Here is an 18,916-nt window from a genome sequence, read left to right on the forward strand (position 1 = left end):
CGGCCACAGGGAAGTCAATGGTCCGACGAGACTCGCCTAAACGCCTTGACGTGGTGTTCAGCTGTCGTGGCGCTCAGTTCTTCTTCGTCACGGTGACGTCGATGGGCGTGGGGTTTGTGAAGATGTCGAAGACGGGGCAGTGAGCGTCGACGGTCTCCTGCAGCTCCTGGTAGGCCTCGTCACTATCGGGTCCCGTGATCTCCACGTTGACGCGAACCGTTGAGAATCCCGGTCGCACGGTGTCAGCGGCACCGAAGAGTCCCTGCACATCGAGGTCGCCCTCTGCGCTGACGTCGAGGTTTTCGATCGTCAGTCCCAGGTTATGGGCGTAGAGGCGGTAGACGACGATCTGGCAGGAGATGAGCGCACCGAGCGCATACTCGACAGGGTTCGGTGCCACATCGTCGCCGGCCAGCGGGGTCGGCTCATCGACAGTGAAGGTGTGCTTACCTGCGGTGATGACCGAGGACACCGAGCCCTGAGCACTGCCCTTGGCGGAGAAGCTCAGCTCTGCGTTCTTCGCCGAGGCGGCGATCCGTTCGTTCCACGCATGTCCTGCCGCGGTGAGGCGCTCGGCCCGATCCTCGGCGCTGATCGCGACGGTCGCACCAGTGGTGGAGTCTGCGGTGCTGTCGGCTGTGACGGTCATGGGACGTCTCCTTCGATTGAGTGATCCCCAGACTAGGAAGCCCAACCGATCTCCCGGTTCGCCCTTGTCAGATTCCGACTCAGACCGTCATACCCCCGCCATACGGTGACGCATATCGACACGTCGACTCGCAAGGACGAACGAACTAGAAGGGCCAGATGAGAGGGACGTAGAGGACGGCGATCCCCAGATAGACGACCATCAGCGGCAGTCCCAGTTTCCAGTAATCGCCGAAATGATAACCACCGGCCCGCATGACGATGAGGTTGCCGGCAGTCGCCACCGGGGTGATGAAGGAGGCTGCGCCGCATACAGCCAGGCCCATCATGAAGGGTTGGACGCTCGCCCCGGTGCTCCCGGCTATAGCGACCGCGATCGGCAGCATGACCAACACTGTGGCCAGGTTCGACATGAATTGTCCGAGCACCATTGAGATCACGCAGATGACGAGAAGTGCCAGATACGGCGACGCCGCACCGAGGTTGTTGAGGACGAGATTTGCGACGATGTCGGCGGAACCGGTGTCGACGAATGCTCGGGACAGGGGAATCATTCCTCCGACCAGGATGACAATGCTCCACGGAACGGCCCTGTACACCGTCGGCAGTCTCACCACCTTCGTGACGATCAGGGCCCCGGCCGCGAGCATGGTGGCGATCGCGGTCGGCACCACCCCGGTGACCAGCAGCAGGATCATCGCCGCGAAGATGAAGAGGGTGCGCTTGTACTTCCGGCTCAGCGGCACAGCACGCTGCAGAGACTGCGGCGGAGTCACCGCGATGACATCCTGCGAAGCCGCATACCGTTCGAGTGCCGCCCACGGTCCCTGCACGAGCACGGCGTCACCCGCCCGCAGCTCGAACCTCTCTTCCGCTTCCTCGGTCTCCTCCGACTCGCGCACCAACGGACCGGCGTGATCCCCACGACGAACGCCGAGAACGACGAGTCCGTCATCTGGTGTGGTCATGCCGGGCAGCACATGACGGCCGATCAGGGATGAGTGGGGAGCGACGAGCACCTCGGCGACACCCTCTTCGACGGTGTACAGCGCGCCAGTGCTCACATCCATTCGATAGTCCTCGCGCAGGCGCTTCGCATGGGCGGTCGGATCCGGTGCGGCAATCGACTCCGGACTTCTGTCGGGAAGCAGCCGATCGCCGGCGAGGAGGACGATGAGAATCGTGATGACCACCAGGGGAATGCCTGCCAGGGCGAATTCGAAATAGCCGAACTGGCGTCCTCCGTGGTCGCTGGCTGCCTGTGAGACGACGATATTCACCGGCGACGCGGTGAGAGTGAGCACCGAGCCGCCGCTGGCGAGGAAGGCGAGCGGAATGAGCATCTTCGACGGCAGCATTCCCGCCTTCTTCGTCACGATGACGACCACGGGGAGCAGGGCACCGACCGTTCCGCTGACACTGATGAATGCCCCGAGCATCCCAGCGGCGACGCCGATGATGAGAACCAGACGTGTTCTGCTGGTGCCGGCTCGGTTGACCACGAAGTTCGCGAGCCAGGCGGTGATGCCCGAAGCCTCGAGCGATTCGATGACGATAAACAGCGAGACGATGAAGACGACGGTCGGGTCAGCGAAGCCCTCGAACGCCTCGGGCAGGCTGCGCACGCCGGTGGCCCACAGTGCGAGGACCACACCTCCGGCGACGACCGCAAGCGGCACCTTTGAGGAGATGAAGGCGATCATCGCCGCACCTAGGATGATGAAGATCCAGGTAGCCGGTTCCACGCTCACAGCATAGCCAGTGCTCAACAGCAGAGACTCTTCGTCTCAGAAACCGTGTCTATTCGCTTCAGGGGCGGTGATGCCCGAACACAAGGCTGGTCTGAGTATGGGCGATCGTGGGATCCGAGAGATGCTCTGCGATGAAGGAGTTCAACCCGGTCGGATGGGCGGTGGCAATGTGCACAAGCAGGTCGCGCTCCCCCGAGACTTGGAAGACGTCGAGGGTCTCTGGTGCCAGGAGCAGTCCAGCGATGACGTCACTCATCTTCGACCTCCCGACCGGGGACATCCGCACCGAGATCATTCCGAACACGTGCAGGCCAAGCGCTTCGAAATCGATCTGGGCATGAAATCCTCGAATGATTCCCCGCAACCTCAGAGCACCGACGCGCCCCGAACATGTGGACGGTGCCAATCCCACTCGGCCGGCGAGATCCTTGTTGGAGATCCGGGCATCGGAACTGAGCTCGCGCAGAATCGCCAGGTCCACCTCGGCGAAGTGGACATTGTTCGCTTCAGAACGATGATCGACGATCAGATCCGAATTCACCACAAGAACCTCTCACATCTTCCGTCTTCTGTTCGGATAGATTCGATGATATCCGTGATCTGAGTATTCTGTGAGGAGATCCGCCACCAGCAGCACCGGCCCCATGCCCGCTCCGACGAAGGTGACCAATGACGAGCCCCGAACACAGCGCCCCACGTGATCGCATCCACTGCGAACGCCTCGATGCCGAGGATCCCCTGCGCGAACTCAAGGACGAGTTCGTCCTTCCCTCCGACACGATCTACCTCGACGGGAACTCACTCGGCGCACGGACGAAGGGTGCGGCCGAGCGCGCTCAGGAGGTCATCGCCGACGAATGGGGCACCGGGCTCATCCGCTCCTGGAACACCGCCGGGTGGTTCGATCTGCCGGCGACGCTGGGCGAGAAGGTTGCGGGCATCATCGGCGGAGGGACCGGCAGCACCGTCGTCACGGACACCACCTCGATCAACCTGTTCAAAGCCGCCTCGGCCGCACTGAAGATGCAGGCCGCAGATGCGCCCGAACGTCGGGTCATCCTCACTCAGCGGGAGAACTTCCCCACCGACATCTACATGCTGCAGGGCCTGGCCGAGCAGCTGGATGCCGGATACGAGGTGCGTCTCGTCGAGGACGCCGAGGTGACCGCTGGGTTCCCGAACACGATGACCGACGAGGTGGCCCTCGTCGTCCTCACCCACGTGAACTACCGCACCGGCCGGCTCTTCGACATGGCCACAACCAACTCGGCGGTCCATGACGGCGGCGCCATGGTGATCTGGGACCTGTGCCATTCGGCGGGCGCCCTGGAGATCGACCTGGCCGGATCGGGCGCGGACATGGCCATCGGGTGCACCTACAAGTTCCTCAACGGCGGGCCGGGCTCTCCCGCTTTCATCTGGGTCTCCGAGGCACTGCAGAACCGCTTCACGCAGCCGCTCTCGGGCTGGTGGGGGCATGCGAGGCCCTTCGAGATGTCGCCGGACTATGCTCCGGCCGAAGGTATCCGCCGGTATCTGACCGGCACGCAGGGCGTCATCTCACTGGCGGTGGCAGAGCTGGGCCTCGACATCGCCAACAAGGTCGATATGGCCGCATTGCGGCAGAAGTCCCTGCAGCTGTCCGACCTCTTCATCGAACTCGTCGAATCTCGCCTGGCCGATCACCCGGTCGAGCTCGTCACCCCACGCGAGCACGACCATCGGGGCTCACAGGTCTCGATCACCCACCCCGAGGGCTTCGCAATCATGAGTGCGCTCATCGAGCGCGGAATCATCGGCGACTACCGGGAGCCGGAAGTCCTGCGGTTCGGACTGACTCCGCTCTACCTCGGCTTCACCGACGTCTGGGACACAGTCGAGGCCCTGCGCGACATCCTCGACAACCGGATCTGGGACGCCCCTGCGCACAAGGTCCGCGGCGCCGTCACCTGAGGCTCGGAGCTCGGTCCGCCCCGCTCCTCCCCTGAACTTCGGCCTGATACAAGCGCGGTCAGCCGACCGGGCGCCCGCGTCCGGCCACCGCATATGCGCCGATTCCCACTGCACCGATCGCCAGGACCGCGCCGCCGATCGTCACGGCCTGCGGGATCGTCGCAATCGTGCCGAGCACGCCGACGGTCACACCGGAGAACGTCTGCATTCCGGGCCCGAACATCGAATAGGAGCCGATGACGCGTCCGCGGATCTCGGGCGGCGCCTCGAGTTGGATGATGGCCATCTCGGTCGACTCGGCGGTGATCTTACAGACCCCCGCAAGCACGAGGACGGTCAGCGCCAGCCACAGGTGCGAGGTCAGCGCGAAGACGATCGAGCTGGCACCGAGTCCAGCTGCGGCGACCGCTGCCGCCGCCGGGGTCGGTCGCACCCAACCCGTCGCCTCGAGGAAGAAGCCGCCGAGCACACCTCCGGCGCCGAGCGCGAAGAGCAGCAGCCCGTACGTGAAGTCACTGTCTCCGCCGGGGCCTGTCAGGAGGCCGCCGAAGACCGGCATCGCCGTCTGCAGCACGGCGCCGATCGTGATCGAGGCCAGTGCGGCCAGCAGCAGCATGCCGATGATCGAGCGGTTGTGTCGAACGTCGATGAGCACTCGCAGGGACTGCACCAGAGTCGTACGCGTCTTGTTCGGACTCCCGCTCCTGATGTGCCCGGTGAAGGGTGTGCGCATGAGGAAGATCGTCAGCGGCAGGTAGAAGATGATGTTGATGAAGATGCCCCAGGTCGGTCCGAACGACAGCAGGAGCGCCGAGCCGACGACGGGTCCGAACAGGATTCCGAGACTGCGGAAGGTCGCATTCATCCGCACGGCGCTCGGCAGCTCCCTGCGGTCGACGAAGTCATGCAGCATCATCTGCTCGGCCGGTCCCCACAGGCATCCGGCGAGGCCGTGGATGACGAGCAGCACGCACGCCTGCCACAGCTGGAGCGAATCGGTGAGAAAGAGGATGCCCCAACACAGGGACACGACCATGAACATGACCTGTCCGATCTGGATCAGGCGCCGGCAGTCGAATCGTTCGGCCAGGGATCCTGCGTAGACCGAGAGCAGGAGGAACGGCAGCCAATGGCTGATGAGCTGGAACCCCACGAGCGCCGGGGACTCGAACTTCTGCCACAGCACCCAGTACGTGATGACGTGCTCGATGTTGTCGCCCATCATCGCCAGACCCGTTCCCACCAGGTACGGAGCCGTCGCCCAGCTGCGCAGCACGCCGAAGCGGCGGGGACTAGGGGTGTTCTCGGCCGAACCGTCTCGTGTCTCGTTCACCCGCCCATTCTGGCACCACGTACACATGCGCCCCTTCCGCTTCCGTACCGTGGAACACGATTCCTATCCGCCGAGGCGGCTCTGCCCTTGATCGGGCATGTCCCCTTGGAGGAGAATCGAGATGATCGAGGAGGATCACATGTCCACAGCCACCGCTGCCGGAGACACATCGCTCGCATCCAATCGTCCGAGGACCGCGCTCATCGTCGTCGATGTCCAAAACGGCGTCTTCGCCGAGAACTGGCATGCCGACGAGGTGATCGGAACGATCTCCGATCTCGTTCAGCGCGCCCGCGACACCGAGGCCGAAGTCATCTGGGTCAGACACTCTTCACGGGAACTGCCACCGGATTCGCCGCAATGGCAGATCGTCGACGCGCTCACGCCTGCCGAGGGCGAAGCGATCGTCGAGAAGACCCATGGCAACACCTTCGAGGACACGGACTTCGAAGAGGTCCTGGCGGCCAAGGACATCGGGCACCTCGTCGTCACAGGTGCGCAGTCCGACGCCTGCATCCGGTCGACGATCCACGGCGGATTCGCCCGCGGATACGACGTCACTTTGGTCTCTGACGCCCACACGACCGAGGACCTCATTGACTGGGGTGCCCCGCCGCCAGACATGGTCGTCTCCCACACGAATCTCTACTGGGGCTTCGAATCGGGCCCCGGACGCAGTGCCCGAGTGCAGGGATCAGCAGAGGTCGACTTCACTGCGCCGTAACTTCGTCGAGGCCGGGCAGCCGGTGCACGATCCGCGCGGTTTCCTGACATCATGGGTTCATGAGTGAAGACACCCGCAGCATCGAACTGACCAGACTCGCCGAGAACCACTACCGGGCCACCGCACCGAGTGGGGCGAGCATAGAATTCGGCCGAGGTGAGGGCCTGATGACACCCGTGGAGCTGCTGCTCGCGGCCGTCGCCGGATGTTCGTCCATCGATGTCGACACTGTGACCAGCAGGCACACGGAGCCGACGCGCTTCGACGTCTCGGCCGCGGCCGACAAGATCGACGAGGACGGTGCCTCCCGAGTGGACAACGTCCACCTCGACTTCGACCTCGCCTTTCCCGACGACGAGGAGGGTCGCAAGGCCGACTCGCGCATCGAGAGGCTCGTCGGCCTCTCCCATGACAAGTACTGCACGGTCTCCCGCACGGTCGAGCACCCGACTAACGTCGACTTCAGCATCCGCCGCGACTGACCACCGGCGTCAGCGCCGGGTGACACAAACGGCACGGATGATCTCGAACATCAGTTCTGCGACAGGATCGTTGAGGCGATCGCCTCGCCAAGTGATGAAGTCGATCCCCGACCTCCCAGATCGGGAGTGAGAATGCTCGCGTCCCCACTGTTCAGCACCGATTCGATTCCCTCGAGGACGTCCGCGCTTGCCTCGGTTTCGCCGAAGTGGTCGAGCATCATCGCGCCCGACCAGATCTGACCGATCGGGTTGGCGATGCCCTGACCCGCAATATCCGGAGCCGAGCCGTGCACCGGTTCGAACAGACTCGGGAAGGTTCCTTCAGGGTTGATGTTCGCGCTCGGCGCGACCCCGATGGTTCCTGTGCAGGCCGGTCCCAGATCAGAGAGGATGTCGCCGAAGAGGTTGCTCGCGACGACGACGTCGAAATGATTCGGTTTGAGGACGAAGTTGGCGGTAAGGATGTCGATGTGGAACTGATCTTGCTTCACCTCGGGGTAATTCTTAGCCATGATCTTCACACGCTCGTCCCAGTAGGGCATTGTGATGGAGATTCCGTTGCTCTTCGTCGCCGAGGTGAGGTGTTGATTCGGACGGGAATCGGCCAGATCGAAAGCGAACTTGAGCACCCTGTCGACTCCTGTCCGAGTCATCACGGTCTCCTGAACAACGATTTCCCGGTCGGTGCCCTCGAACATCTTTCCGCCGATCGACGAGTACTCGCCCTCAGTGTTCTCCCGCACCACGTAGAAGTCGACGTCACCTGGGCCGTAGCCGACCAGCGGGCTCTTCACACCGGGCAGCAGGCGGCACGGCCTGAGGTTTATGTACTGGTCGAAAGACCTCCTGAACTGCAGCAGGCTGCCCCATAGAGAGATGTGGTCGGGCACGACGTTCGGCCAACCGACGGCCCCGAAGAAGATCGCGTCGAAGCCGCGCAGACTGTCGAACCAATTCTCGGGCAGCATCGTTCCATGAGCCTGGTAGTAGTCGGCACTCGCGAAGTCGAAATCGACGAATTCGAGATCGATACCGTGTTTCTGTGAGACTGCCTGCAACACCCGACGCCCCTCGGGAACCACTTCCTGCCCGATCCCGTCGCCGGGGATGACTGCGATCGCCTTCTGTAAGCTCATTGAGCACCTGCTTCCGTTCTCTGACTGTCCGTGGGATTGGTTGGGCTCTGAGTCTCCGATTCGGGATGATGACAGGCCGCTCGAGTCCCGTCTGCCATCGTACGCAGTAGCGGAATCTCGGTGGCACAGCGTTCGGTGGCCTTCCAGCACCGGGTTCGGAACCGGCACCCGCTCGGAGGGTTCAGAGGGCTGGGCACATCACCGCTGAGGGTGATCCGCTCTCTGCTCCGCTCGACGATCGGATCGGGGATCGGGACTGCAGACAGCAGCGCCTTGGTATACGGATGCTCGGGTGCTGCGAACAGCCTGCCCGTCGGCGCGGTCTCGACGATCCTACCGAGATACATCACGGCCACCTCGTCGCTTAGGTATCTCACGACGGAGAGGTCGTGGGCGATGAACACGTAGGTGAGTCCGAGCAGGTCTTGGAGTTCCTTGAGCTGGTTGAGGACGCCAGCCTGCACACTGACGTCGAGAGCGCTGACCGGTTCATCGAGCACGATCACCTCGGGTTCGACGGCGAGCGCTCGGGCGATGCCGATGCGCTGCCTCTGACCACCGGAGAATTCGTGCGGGTAACGCTGGACGAACTCGGGACGTAGGCCCACCATCTCCATAAGTTCCTGCGCCCGTTCCGAGCGTCGACCCGTCGACAACCCGTGGATCTCGAGGGCTTCGATGATGGCGCTGCCGATCGTCAGTCGCGGGTTGAGGGAGGCATAGGGGTCCTGGAACACCATCTGTACGCGTCGCCGCAGCGAGCGCAGGTCTTGACCGGAAGCCGATTCGACGGATCGGCCGTCCAAGCGGATGCTGCCGCTGTCGATGTCGTGGAGCCGGACGATCGAGCGTCCAAGCGTGGACTTTCCGCAGCCGGACTCACCGACGATGCCGAGCGTCTTTCCCTTCGGCACCTCGAGGCTGACCCCCGAGAGCGCATGGACCGTGCCGGTGCGTCTCCGGAAGAGACCCGAGCGAACCGGGTACTCCTTGACCACATCGATGGCTTCGAGTGTGCTGCTCATGAGGATGCCTCCTGTTGAACGGCGGCGACCTCGTCGATCCTCAGGCAGGCCGCCACATGGCGATCGGTGATGAATCGTTCGGGAATGGGCGTTCGATCACATGTGCCGAGCATCGCGTACCGACACCTGGGCGCGAACCGACAGCCTGGCGGAAGCTCTGTCGGATCCGGAGGAGCCCCGGGGATCGAATACAGGCGCGAATTGCCAGAATTGCCGTCGAGTCGGGGCATCGCGGCCAGCAGATCCAAGGTGTACGGGTGGGAAGGACGGTAGAAGACATCCTCGACGTCGGCCTCCTCCACCTTCTTCCCCGAGTACATCACGAGGACCCTGTCGGCGAGCCCTGCGACCACGCCCAGATCGTGAGTGATGAGCAGCAGGGCCGAGTTGGTCCGTGTCTGAACCCGACGCAGCACGTCGAGCACCTGCGCTTGGACAGTGACGTCGAGGGCTGTCGTCGGCTCGTCGGCGATGAGCACATCCGGATCGTTGGCGATGCTCATGGCGATCATGATGCGCTGGCGCATTCCCCCGGAGAATTCGTGGGGGAACTGGTCGACACGCTGCTCGGGGGTGGGAATGCCGACGATGTCGAGGAGTTCGATAGCCCTGGCCCGCATCTCCTGGCGGCTTCGGCCCGACGAATGGACTCGCACTGCCTCCATGAGCTGATTGCCCACTGACTTCACTGGATTGAGTGCGGCGAGCGCGTCCTGGAACACCATGGAGATCCGTCGACCGCGCAGCTCCCGCAGCTGTTCGTCGGTTTTGGTCAGCAGTTCCTCTCCGCGGAACCTGATCGATCCGGTCACAGTAGCTGTGCGCGGAAGCAGTCCCATGATCGCCATCGAGGTGATGGATTTTCCTGAACCGGATTCGCCGACCACGCCGAGGGTCTCGTTCGCATTCAGTTCGAAGCTCAGCCCCTCCACCGAGGTGGCTGGACCATTGTCCGTGGAGAAGACGACGCTGAGGTTGTCGACCGTGAGCAGCGGCTGTTGGTTGAGTGTCATCGCGGGCCTCATCGTTTCGTCTGTGGATCGAGGGCGTCACGGAGCCCGTCGCCGATGAAGTTCACCGACAGCACCGTGATCAGTATGAGCAGGCCGGGGTAGAGCAGCAGATGCACCTGCGGGGTGCCGAGCAGACCGGCGGCCTGGCTGAGCATGTTGCCCCAGCTCGAGTCCGGGGGTTGGACTCCGAAACCGAGAAAGCTCAGGGTCGATTCCGTGATGATCGCCGCCGCTACTGCGAGGGAGACATTCACGGCGATGACTCCGGCGAGGTTGGGGATCATATGCCTCACGATCACTCGCATCGAAGAGGCTCCGAGAACGATCGCCGCATCGACGAACTCCTTCTCCCGCAGTGAGAGCACCTGGGATCTTGCGACACGTGCGATGACGGTCCAGCCCAGTGCGCTCAGGGCCAGTACGATTGTCGCCGATGTGCTGCCGAATCCCTGGAGCACGAGAGCGAGGATCGCGATCGGAGGGACGACGAGGAAGAGATCGACGAGGCGCATGATGAGTTCGTCCACCCAGCCGCCGAAGTATCCGGCCAGGGAACCGAGGAGGACCCCCACAATGGTTGAGAGCACGCCCACACCAAGGCCGACCGACATCGAGATCCGCCCGGCATAGAGCAGTTGGCTGAGGAAGTCTCGACCCAGCTCGTCCGTACCCAGCCAATGCACCGCACTCGGACCAGTGGACCCGGTGATGAGGTCCTGGTGATTCTCCTGGAAGGGGGCTAACCACGGAGCACCGAAACAGGCGATGACGAGCATCGCCAGCACCACGAGTCCGCTGACGGCGAGCCTATGCCGGAAGAACCGGCGTCGGAAGAGAGTCCACTGACCGACGAATGATCTGGTGGTCTTGGTGGACTCGGCCACTGATTGTGCTCTCATGACAACTTCACTCTCGGGTCGAGGTAGGCATAGCTGAGATCCGCCAGAAGATTGAAGACAACGATGGTGATGGCGACGAGCATCATCCACGGCAACAGCAGCTGGGCATCGCCGGCGAGCAGGGAATCGAGCAGGAGCTTGCCCATCCCTGGGATCGAGAAGATCTGTTCGGTGACGACGAGCCCGCCGAGGAGGATGCCCGCATCGAGGAACACCACGGTGACGAAGGGTGCCAGGGAGTTACGGAGGGCATGGTTGATGACAACCTGACGCTTCGGCACCCCTTTTGCCCGCGCCGTGCGCACATAATCACTGGTGAGCGAATCAAGCATCGAAGCTCGCCCATATCTGCTCCAACTGGCGACGAGAGTGATCGTCATCGTCACCACGGGAAGGGCGAGGTGGCGTAGGTAATCCCCGAGATCGGAACGGCCTACCGAGTGAAGTCCCACGAAGTACAGCGGCGGGTCGGCCAGATTCCATATCTGTACCGGCCACACCCCGAATATCTGGATGAGCAGGAGCCCGAACCAGAATGCGGGGAGGGCAATTCCGATGTAGGACACTCCGGTGAACACATAGTCGGCTGCGCTGTACTGTTTGACCGCCGAATACGTTCCCACCGCTATCGCTATGACCGCACCGAGGAGAACTCCCCAGAAGATGAGCTGGACGGTCGGTCCGGCGGCGCCGGCTATCATGTCGAGAACGTCACGGCCCGTGCGGGTGCTGGTCCCCCAGTCCCCTGTCACAAAGCCCTTGAACCAGAGGAGATACTGCTCCGGGATAGGTTTGTCGAGACCCAGTCGTTCGGTCTCTCGGGCGATCGCTGTCTGATCCTGGTTCAGCCGGAGCTTGCTCAGCGGGTCGAAGGCTCGACGGACAGCCCAAAAGAGCAGGAACGAGGCGATGAGGATGACCGGGATCGAGTAGGCCAGTCGGCGCAGCGCATAAGTGATCATGATGATTCCCGGGCCTCTCCGGATCCAGGACAGTCGAGTGCGATGCCGACACTGATCTTTGTGGCTTCACAAATAGCTGAGCTGTCAATCAAGGGTCCACTCCTCCAGGTTCCAGAAGGGTCCTTCTGCGGGGTTGATCTCGACCTGCCCATTGACCCTGTTGCTGGTCATGACGATGTTCGGCACCGTGTCGATGGGGATTCCGGGAACAGCCTCAGCGATGAGCTTTTCGGCTGCATGGGACTTCGTGATCCGTTCCTTGTCGTCCGTCGTGCGGGCAACGGTGTTGAGGAGTCCGTCAGCTCCCGGGATGTTCGCCCGGGTGAAGTTGATGCCTGAGAATCCATTGTCGTCACCGGGGATGGCGTCCGACCTGAATGAGGAGCCGAGATCGGGCTCGGGTACGGTGTCGATGATCGTCCATAGTCCGACCTCGAAGTCCCCCTTCGGCGCGACGCTTGAAAACAGATCGGCGCCTGCGACGTTGGCGATCTTCATGGAGAAACCGGCTTCACTTGCCTGCTTCTGGAGAATCTGTTCGGCCAATTCGCGTCGCTGGTTCCCTGACTGCGTGGTGATGCGGAACTCAGCGGGTTTTCCGTTCTTTTCCCAGATTCCCTCTTCGTTCCTGCGCCACCCGTCATCCGTCATGAGTTTCTCAACCTTCTCCAGGTCTCTGGTGTATCGGGAGAAGTCTTCCCGGGCGTAGATGTCGTTAAGTGGAGTGAGGAAGCTTTGTTGCACCTGCTCGACCCCGATCTGTCCGTAGAGTCGCTCAACGATCGCGGGCCTGTCGATCGAATGGGCGAAGGCTTGTCGCACCGCCAAGCTGTCGAAGGGAAAAGCCGCATTGTTGATCCACAGGGCCTCCAGGTTTCCAGAATCGGTGTCGACATCGATGTTCGTGTTCGGGACGCCAGCCTTGATCTGACTCATCGCGTCGAGTTGCGGCGTCGGAAACAGCGCCTGGACCTGACCGCTCTTGAGCGCGAGGAAGGCAGCCGCGGTGTCGGTGATGAACTGGAAGGTGACCTTCTTGAGTTTCGGCTTCTCGCCCCAGTAATTGTCATTGGGCACCAGTGTCACTGAGACCCCTTTGACCCAGGACTCGATCCTCCAGGGACCGCCGGAGAAGTCATAGCCGTCCTTCATCATCTCGGCGCGGTCCTCGCTCTTGAGGATGTGACTGGGCAGGACAGAGTAGTCGCCGCTGAAGAGCTTCTTCCATGAGCCGGTCGAGGTCTTGAGCGTGACGACTGCGGTCCTCTCGTTCGGAGCGCCGATAGATTCGATGAGCGAGTACCCGCTCTTGTCGAAGATGTCATCGCCGTCCCGGATCTGGAGGCCGGTGTACACGAAGTCTTCACCGGTGATGGGTTCTCCATCGGACCACTGAGCTTCGGGATTGATGCGATAGGTGATCGTCTGCTTCCCGCCCTCTGCGATGGCTACTCTCGGCTCACCGGTCAGCAGATCAGAGGGGACCAGCTCCCAGGAACCATCGGTCTTCCGGGACTCGAAGGCGCGTGGAAGAGTGGGGATCCGCATCGTGTAGGAGCCCCAGATGTTTGCGGCACATGTAGCGATCCAGTCTGCGCAGTCGGGTTCCTGTTCGGCACCGATGACGATCTGCTCGTCGTCCGAGATGTTCTGGTCGAGGCCGCCGTCGCCAGTCGAGCACGCGGTGAGACCGAGCGCGAACGCGAGGCCTGCGGCCGCCGCTGTACGAAGACGTCTCCTGCCTCGCGGTCGGGTGAAACTCGTCATTGAAGTTCCTTTCCACCATGGCCCCACTGCTTACAGTGCCATGTCGTAGCAACAGATTAATCCCGAATCGAAGAGATAGCAATAGTGTTAGTCAATATCAGTGACTATCTATTGGGCAAACGATCTTCTTGTTCATCCCGACTGCGGTTATCCTTGAGGACACACACGACGATGGGAGAACCTTGACGAATCCCGGCACATCCGAGGACGGCACACGATCGACATCCGATACCCCGGTCCGCACTAGGCGCAAACGCGATTCGCTCAACCGCACCGTCATTCTCGACGCCGCAAAGGTGATTTCTGAGCGCGACGGCCTCGATGGACTGACATTCCAATCACTCGGAGCCGAACTCGGGGCTCACCCGACATCGATGTACCGTCATTTCAAGGACAAGGACGAATTGGTCCTCGCGCTTATCGATTCCCTGCGCGACCGTTCCTATCTCGGTGCTCTTGTGCCCACCGGGGACTGGAGAGAGAATCTGCGGATTGCCGCACGTGTCGTCCACGAACACTATTTGCGCTATCCTCAACTCGCTTCGCAGATGGCGGCTAGAACCACTCGCCTGCCTCGCGAGTTCAGCAATATGGAATACACGCTCAAAGCGTTCTTCGATGCTGGATTCAATAATGAAGACGCGCTCAAATACCAACGCGTCTTCGGCAACTACGTGCGCGCGCTTTCAAGCATCGAAGCGACCTCCCACTGCCTGCCGGAGCAGGTGCAGCGAGAGGACGAGCTGGCGTGGAGAATACAGTTCGAACGCCTCGACCCCGAAGACTATCCCGCCATCACTGCGGCCGGCCAACCTCCTCTGGGCATCGGGGATGCCAGTACGTTCGACGCCGGTCTCGAAGTGCTCATCAGGGGTCTAGAAGCACTTGCGGAGAGTGCTCCCGGCGCCGGAAACAGATAGCGGACGCGGTCGAGGGACTCAGCCAAGACGAACGGCGCCTGAGTTCCAGTCACGCCCCAGGAATATCGAAATCCGTCGCATGGAGGAACTCGACACAGCGATCAGAGCGTGGCGGACCACCTCACTGAGGACTCGGTGAGCGTAACGAACCACAGCTCACGCTCCAACCATTCGTGTTCGATGGCCAGACCCGCAGGTGTATGACCGGCATCGAACCACTCGATGGAGACGTCTCCCCCGCTCGCCCGCAGTTGTTCGACGTACTTCCTCGCTTGTGCCGGGGGAGTGCGAGAGTCACGCGCTCCCTGAAACAGCACGACTGACCCTTGAACCTGATCCACGTAGCTCGTGGACGAGAGCTTCGCACAGGCCTCCTCGAAGCTCAGTTCACCGTTGGACAGCACCTTTTCCCACACGGGCCTGAGTGCGGCGTTCATCTCCTCAAATGCAGTGGCCCAATCGGCCATCGCCACCACGGCGAATCCTCCAGCGAAGTACTCGGGCAGTCGGCCCATTGACAACAGCGTCAGGTGACCGCCGTAGGAGGCCCCGGTGACGAACGTCGATACCGGATCCGCCACGCCAAGTCCCCGCAGGCGGTCCATCACCGCCTGTATATCTGCGATCTCGCGGTCGCCGTATCCGATCCAGAAGCCTTCTCTGAAATCTCTGCCGAATGTCACCGAACCTCGATAATTGAGCGAAGCGAAGGCGAAGCCCTCTGCCAGCCAGGCCTGCGCCTCGGGAGCGTAGTGGTCGGTGGTGACCAGATTGGGCCCGCCGTGTATGGACAGGATAGTGCCCCGCACCTCACCAGCCGGGATCGCCCACCATAACTGAACAGATGTGCCATCGGCGCTGTTGACCAGTTCAGAGTTGAATGGCACGCCTGCGGGCAGCTGGGGTGCATCGATGACGGAAATCGATTCGCCGTGGTGATCGATTCTGATGAGCGCTGGAGGAGTGTTCCATGACTGCTCGAATACAAATACTCCGCCAGCTTGATCGAGGTAGGACTGCGCGCTGTAGGCGAATTCTGCGGCCACATCGGGGTCAGCGTAGCTGCCGGTGCCCTCACGCACGACGGAGATGCCCCCGGTGTCGGTGTCGAGGAGGAGGAGGCGATGAATCCCCGCGTCGACGTGGAGCAGGAGGATCTGCGAATGTTCCGGGGCCCAGTCGAGCGCGAGCACTTCGCCAGCCAACTCGGTCAGGGGATAGTCTGTCCGGTCTCCAGTGGACGGTGACCACAGCGCCGGCCTGGCGAAGCCGCTCTTTTCGGTGCTCAGCAGCAATCGATCGTCTCCCAACAGCGGAGAGAAGCGCACGGCCCGGACTGGCCCGCCTTCGCCCATATCGTCGCACACGGCGATCTCCTCACCGGAGTGTGCGTCGACGATGGTCACAGCTGTCCGACGCCAACCCGGATTGTGATTCGTCGAGTCAGCGGAGAAGAGATTTGCATCGGCGGAGACGTGCCCGTACCAGGCTTCGTTCTGTGAGGACCAGATGACCTCCGCCTCGCCCCAGGGCTGCGCGGGAATCGACAGCAGGTGAAAGCCCTCATCGTCGACGATGGTGGCGAGAAGCGTCGACCCGTCGGCGGCGAACTCCATTCCTCTGATGACGTAGGGATCACGGTCTGGAGTCAGATGAACGCTTTCGACACCGTCGACTGATCGGGCCAGGAGCCCGCCGACCTCGGAACCTCCGTCATCATCGAGGGAGATGACCCAGCGAGCATCGGGTGACAGGTAGGACTCGAAGCTCACGTTAATGGGAAGGATATCGGACAGCACTGGATCAGCGCTCCCTGCCTCTGGCGCGAGCAGACGCCCCTCGACCCCATGGCGATGGTTTTCGATAACAAGGCCAGTGTGCGGGTTCCCCATCACCGGTCTTACCGTGTGCATATACGGCGTGTTGAAGCGCATCTCCCAGTTCGGTGTCTTGCGTCCATTGGTCGATGCGGTGGAGTCGGTTTGAGCGGTCATTGCTTCTCCCCTTTGGTCATAGTGGCGTGATTCTCAGTGATAGCTGCGTGGTTCTGAGTCAAAGATGTGCGAGTCAGATCTGCAGCCCAGTTGTCTCGGGGACGCATCGGCTAGGTGTCCGTCTGCCCGCGAATGCGCCGAATAAGCCCAGCGACGAGGTCAGCCCTTTCGATGATCGATTCGAGATTCGCCCATTCGTGTTCGGCATGGGCACCGTTTCCCAGCGGCCCGAGTCCGTCGAGGGTGGGCGTGCCGAGTGCCGCTGTGAAGTTGCCATCGGATGCACCCCCGACCTCGACACCATCGAGCGGGGTCTGCCCGAGTTTCGCGGCGACCTCTCGGGCGAGGAGATAGAGCGCCTCGGCGTGCTCACGCTCAAGGGGCGGCCTGTTGATTCCCCCGACCAGGGCCAGTGCGACCTCGGGATTGCGCGGGAGAATCGACCGGAAAGCGGCGTCGACGCGTTCGAGTTCACTGAGGGACCAGGCACGGACGTCGAAGGCCACCTCGGCGAGCTCCGGGATGGTGTTCACGGCAGTACCGGCAGTGGCGAATGTCGGCGACACCGTCGTGCCGAGCGACTCATCCGAGTGGAGCGCGAGCCGCTGGAGGACCTCCGCCATCTCTGCGAGGGCATTGGCGCCCTTTTCAGGCTCGAGGCCCGCGTGTGCTGCCCGCCCCTTGATCCCGACGCGGTAGATTCCGGCGCCCCGGCGAGCGATCTTCACCGCCCCATCGAGGCTCGGCTCGAGGATGAGCACGGCACGTGAGCGCGCCGCCGCCTCCTCGATGAGCCTTCGGGAGGTGATCGATCCGGTTTCTTCATCGCCCGTGATCAGGAGAGAGACGTCATCGCATCCGCTCCACCGCTCGGCGGCCAGCCTTTCGAGACTGCCGACGGCCGCCACGAGCCCCGACTTCATGTCGAAGACGCCGGGGCCGCGAGCGCGCCCGCTATCGACCGTGAAAGGCATCCGGTCCAGAGTGCCCACTGGCCATACGGTATCGACGTGGCCCAGCAGAAGTATTCCCCCCGGATCGGCGGCCTCGAAGTACAAATGGTCGACGCCGTCGATCTCTCGGATCTCGCCCTGTCGATCGAGTGCCGCACCGGCCCAGTGCCTGATGAGGGAGAAGCATTCGGCGATTCCTTCCCGGTGCCCGGTGGGAGATTCCACTTCGACCAAGGTCCGCAGGCGTGCGTGGACGAGCTCGGATTCTGTACTCTTCTCGTCTTCGCAGCGGCCGTGAGTGCTGTTCACGAGCTTCGCCGTCCGTCCGTGGCAGTAAGCGGATGAAAGAATTCCGTGAGTTCGGCGATGACGAATTCTGGAGTCTCTTCTGCCAAGTAGTGATCGGATTGTGCCGCTGCACCTTCAACTGCGGCGGCATACCCCTTCCACACTTCGACGACATCGAAGTTCATACCGACGTATCCCTGCTCTCCCCACAGAGTGAGCAGCGGCATCCTCAGGCTCAGGTCGCGATCACGGTCGGCGCGATCATGGTCGAGATCGATGGTAGCCGCGGACTGATAGTCGGCCGTCGACGCTTCAACACCTCCGGGGCTCGTGAAGCACCGTGCATATTCCTGATACGCGTCCGGATCGATCTGGCGACCTCCGGCGTTGCGGCCTTCGAATCGACTGCGCAGCCAGGTGAGAGGGTCTGCCCTGATGAGAGCTTCGGGCATCCCGTTCTCCAGGGCGAGGAAGAACCAGTGGAAATAGGAGCTCGCCATAGCGCGGTTCACGTTGTCGAACATATGCAGAGTCGGCACGATGTCAAGCACGGCCAAGCGTTCGACGGCTTCCGGATGGTCGAGCCCCAAGCGATGAGCGACGCGTCCTCCTCGGTCATGCCCGACAACGGAGTACTTCTCGAAACCGAGCGACATCATCAGGGCATGCTGGTCGGCAGCCATTTCCCGCTTGGAATAGGTGCTGCGGTCGTTCGTCTGCTCCGGCTTGTCAGAGTCGCCGTACCCGCGCAGATCCCCAAGGACGACAGTGTGGTGCTTCGCCAGCGCCGGTGCCACCAGATGCCACATGTGCTTCGTCTGGGGATATCCGTGCAATAACAGCACCGGGGGGCCGGAGCCGGCAATCAATCCGCTGACTCGCACACCTGAGCGCGAATTGCCGATCGGATCGAATCCTTCGAGCATGATGCATGCGCCTTCCGTCTTTGGAAAAACCTTTAGTCAATTCCTTAGACTATCTCAATTGCGCATGAGCAGGAAGAGGTCAGGGCAGGTGAAGATAGGGAGCCGGCAACGCTGAACTGCACTGGAGCACCACCGAGCCCGA

At 62.2% G+C, this 18,916-nt stretch carries 17 protein-coding genes; 4 read left to right on the forward strand and 13 right to left on the reverse strand.

Translation table 11 applies throughout. The features are described 5' to 3' along the window. Positions 1-73 precede the first annotated feature (73 nt). From HX613_RS09830 to HX613_RS09840, 3 genes are all read right to left on the reverse strand, one after another. The gene (locus tag HX613_RS09830) at positions 74-649 is read right to left on the reverse strand and encodes an OsmC family protein (RefSeq protein ID WP_235345155.1); all 576 of its coding nucleotides are present in this window, start codon (positions 647-649) and stop codon (positions 74-76) included. Positions 650-794: 145 nt separating this feature from the next. Beyond that, positions 795-2,393, reverse strand: a complete 1,599-nt coding sequence (locus tag HX613_RS09835; RefSeq protein WP_235345156.1) for an SLC13 family permease — start codon at positions 2,391-2,393, stop codon at positions 795-797. Between the two features lie 64 nt (positions 2,394-2,457). After that, entirely contained in the window at positions 2,458-2,940 is a 483-nt protein-coding gene (locus HX613_RS09840) for an Lrp/AsnC family transcriptional regulator (protein ID WP_235345157.1), read from the reverse strand. Between the two features lie 128 nt (positions 2,941-3,068). On the opposite strand from HX613_RS09840, the gene kynU reads away from it, so the two are divergent. After that, positions 3,069-4,352 (forward strand): kynureninase, encoded by a 1,284-nt coding sequence (gene kynU, locus HX613_RS09845; protein ID WP_235345158.1) that lies wholly within the window; start codon positions 3,069-3,071, stop codon positions 4,350-4,352. Between the two features lie 58 nt (positions 4,353-4,410). Here the strand turns inward: kynU and HX613_RS09850 are convergent, their stop codons facing one another. Next, positions 4,411-5,685, reverse strand: coding sequence for an MFS transporter (locus HX613_RS09850; RefSeq protein ID WP_235345159.1), 1,275 nt, complete (start codon positions 5,683-5,685; stop codon positions 4,411-4,413). Between the two features lie 139 nt (positions 5,686-5,824). Between HX613_RS09850 and HX613_RS09855 the strand changes: the two genes are divergently transcribed. Together HX613_RS09855 and HX613_RS09860 are read left to right on the forward strand one after the other, a co-directional pair. Further along, entirely contained in the window at positions 5,825-6,409 is a 585-nt protein-coding gene (locus HX613_RS09855; RefSeq protein WP_235345160.1) for an isochorismatase family protein, read from the forward strand. 59 nt (positions 6,410-6,468) lie between these two features. After that, positions 6,469-6,891 (forward strand): OsmC family protein, encoded by a 423-nt coding sequence (locus HX613_RS09860; RefSeq protein WP_235345161.1) that lies wholly within the window; start codon positions 6,469-6,471, stop codon positions 6,889-6,891. Between the two features lie 50 nt (positions 6,892-6,941). Here the strand turns inward: HX613_RS09860 and HX613_RS09865 are convergent, their stop codons facing one another. The 6 genes from HX613_RS09865 to HX613_RS09890 form a co-directional block, all read right to left on the reverse strand. After that, complete coding sequence (locus HX613_RS09865; protein WP_235345162.1) at positions 6,942-8,027, reverse strand: tartrate dehydrogenase; 1,086 nt, start codon at positions 8,025-8,027, stop codon at positions 6,942-6,944. Next, on the reverse strand, positions 8,024-9,052 hold the full coding sequence (locus tag HX613_RS09870; protein ID WP_235345163.1) for an ABC transporter ATP-binding protein: 1,029 nt from the start codon (positions 9,050-9,052) through the stop codon (positions 8,024-8,026). Before HX613_RS09870 ends, HX613_RS09865 begins: the two co-directional genes overlap by 4 nt. Beyond that, positions 9,049-10,065, reverse strand: a complete 1,017-nt coding sequence (locus HX613_RS09875; RefSeq protein ID WP_235345164.1) for an ABC transporter ATP-binding protein — start codon at positions 10,063-10,065, stop codon at positions 9,049-9,051. Before HX613_RS09875 ends, HX613_RS09870 begins: the two co-directional genes overlap by 4 nt. Before the next feature lie 8 nt (positions 10,066-10,073). Next, positions 10,074-10,964: an ABC transporter permease gene (locus HX613_RS09880; RefSeq protein ID WP_235345165.1), complete on the reverse strand. Its 891-nt coding sequence runs from the start codon at positions 10,962-10,964 to the stop codon at positions 10,074-10,076. Then, complete coding sequence (locus HX613_RS09885) at positions 10,961-11,926, reverse strand: ABC transporter permease (RefSeq protein WP_235345166.1); 966 nt, start codon at positions 11,924-11,926, stop codon at positions 10,961-10,963. Before HX613_RS09885 ends, HX613_RS09880 begins: the two co-directional genes overlap by 4 nt. A gap of 84 nt (positions 11,927-12,010) precedes the next feature. After that, positions 12,011-13,693 carry an ABC transporter substrate-binding protein gene (locus HX613_RS09890; RefSeq protein WP_235345167.1) on the reverse strand — a complete coding sequence of 561 codons (1,683 nt, stop codon included), beginning with the start codon at positions 13,691-13,693 and terminating at the stop codon, positions 12,011-12,013. A 182-nt stretch (positions 13,694-13,875) separates the two neighbouring features. Between HX613_RS09890 and HX613_RS09895 the strand changes: the two genes are divergently transcribed. Further along, a complete protein-coding gene (locus HX613_RS09895; RefSeq protein WP_235345168.1) occupies positions 13,876-14,613 on the forward strand; it encodes a TetR/AcrR family transcriptional regulator in 738 nt (245 codons plus the stop codon). 101 nt (positions 14,614-14,714) lie between these two features. Here HX613_RS09895 and HX613_RS09900 read toward each other — a convergent pair whose 3' ends face one another. The 3 genes from HX613_RS09900 to HX613_RS09910 form a co-directional block, all read right to left on the reverse strand. Further along, a complete protein-coding gene (locus HX613_RS09900) occupies positions 14,715-16,607 on the reverse strand; it encodes a prolyl oligopeptidase family serine peptidase (protein ID WP_235345169.1) in 1,893 nt (630 codons plus the stop codon). 110 nt (positions 16,608-16,717) lie between these two features. Continuing rightward, the gene (locus tag HX613_RS09905) at positions 16,718-17,869 is read right to left on the reverse strand and encodes a M20 family metallopeptidase (RefSeq protein ID WP_235345170.1); all 1,152 of its coding nucleotides are present in this window, start codon (positions 17,867-17,869) and stop codon (positions 16,718-16,720) included. Beyond that, a complete protein-coding gene (locus HX613_RS09910; protein ID WP_235345171.1) occupies positions 17,866-18,774 on the reverse strand; it encodes an alpha/beta fold hydrolase in 909 nt (302 codons plus the stop codon). The genes HX613_RS09905 and HX613_RS09910 overlap by 4 nt, the downstream gene beginning before the upstream one ends. Between the last annotated feature and the right edge of the window lie 142 nt (positions 18,775-18,916).

Origin of the sequence: Brevibacterium sp. UCMA 11754 (assembly GCF_021532275.1) — a bacterium.
Lineage (GTDB): Bacteria > Actinomycetota > Actinomycetes > Actinomycetales > Brevibacteriaceae > Brevibacterium.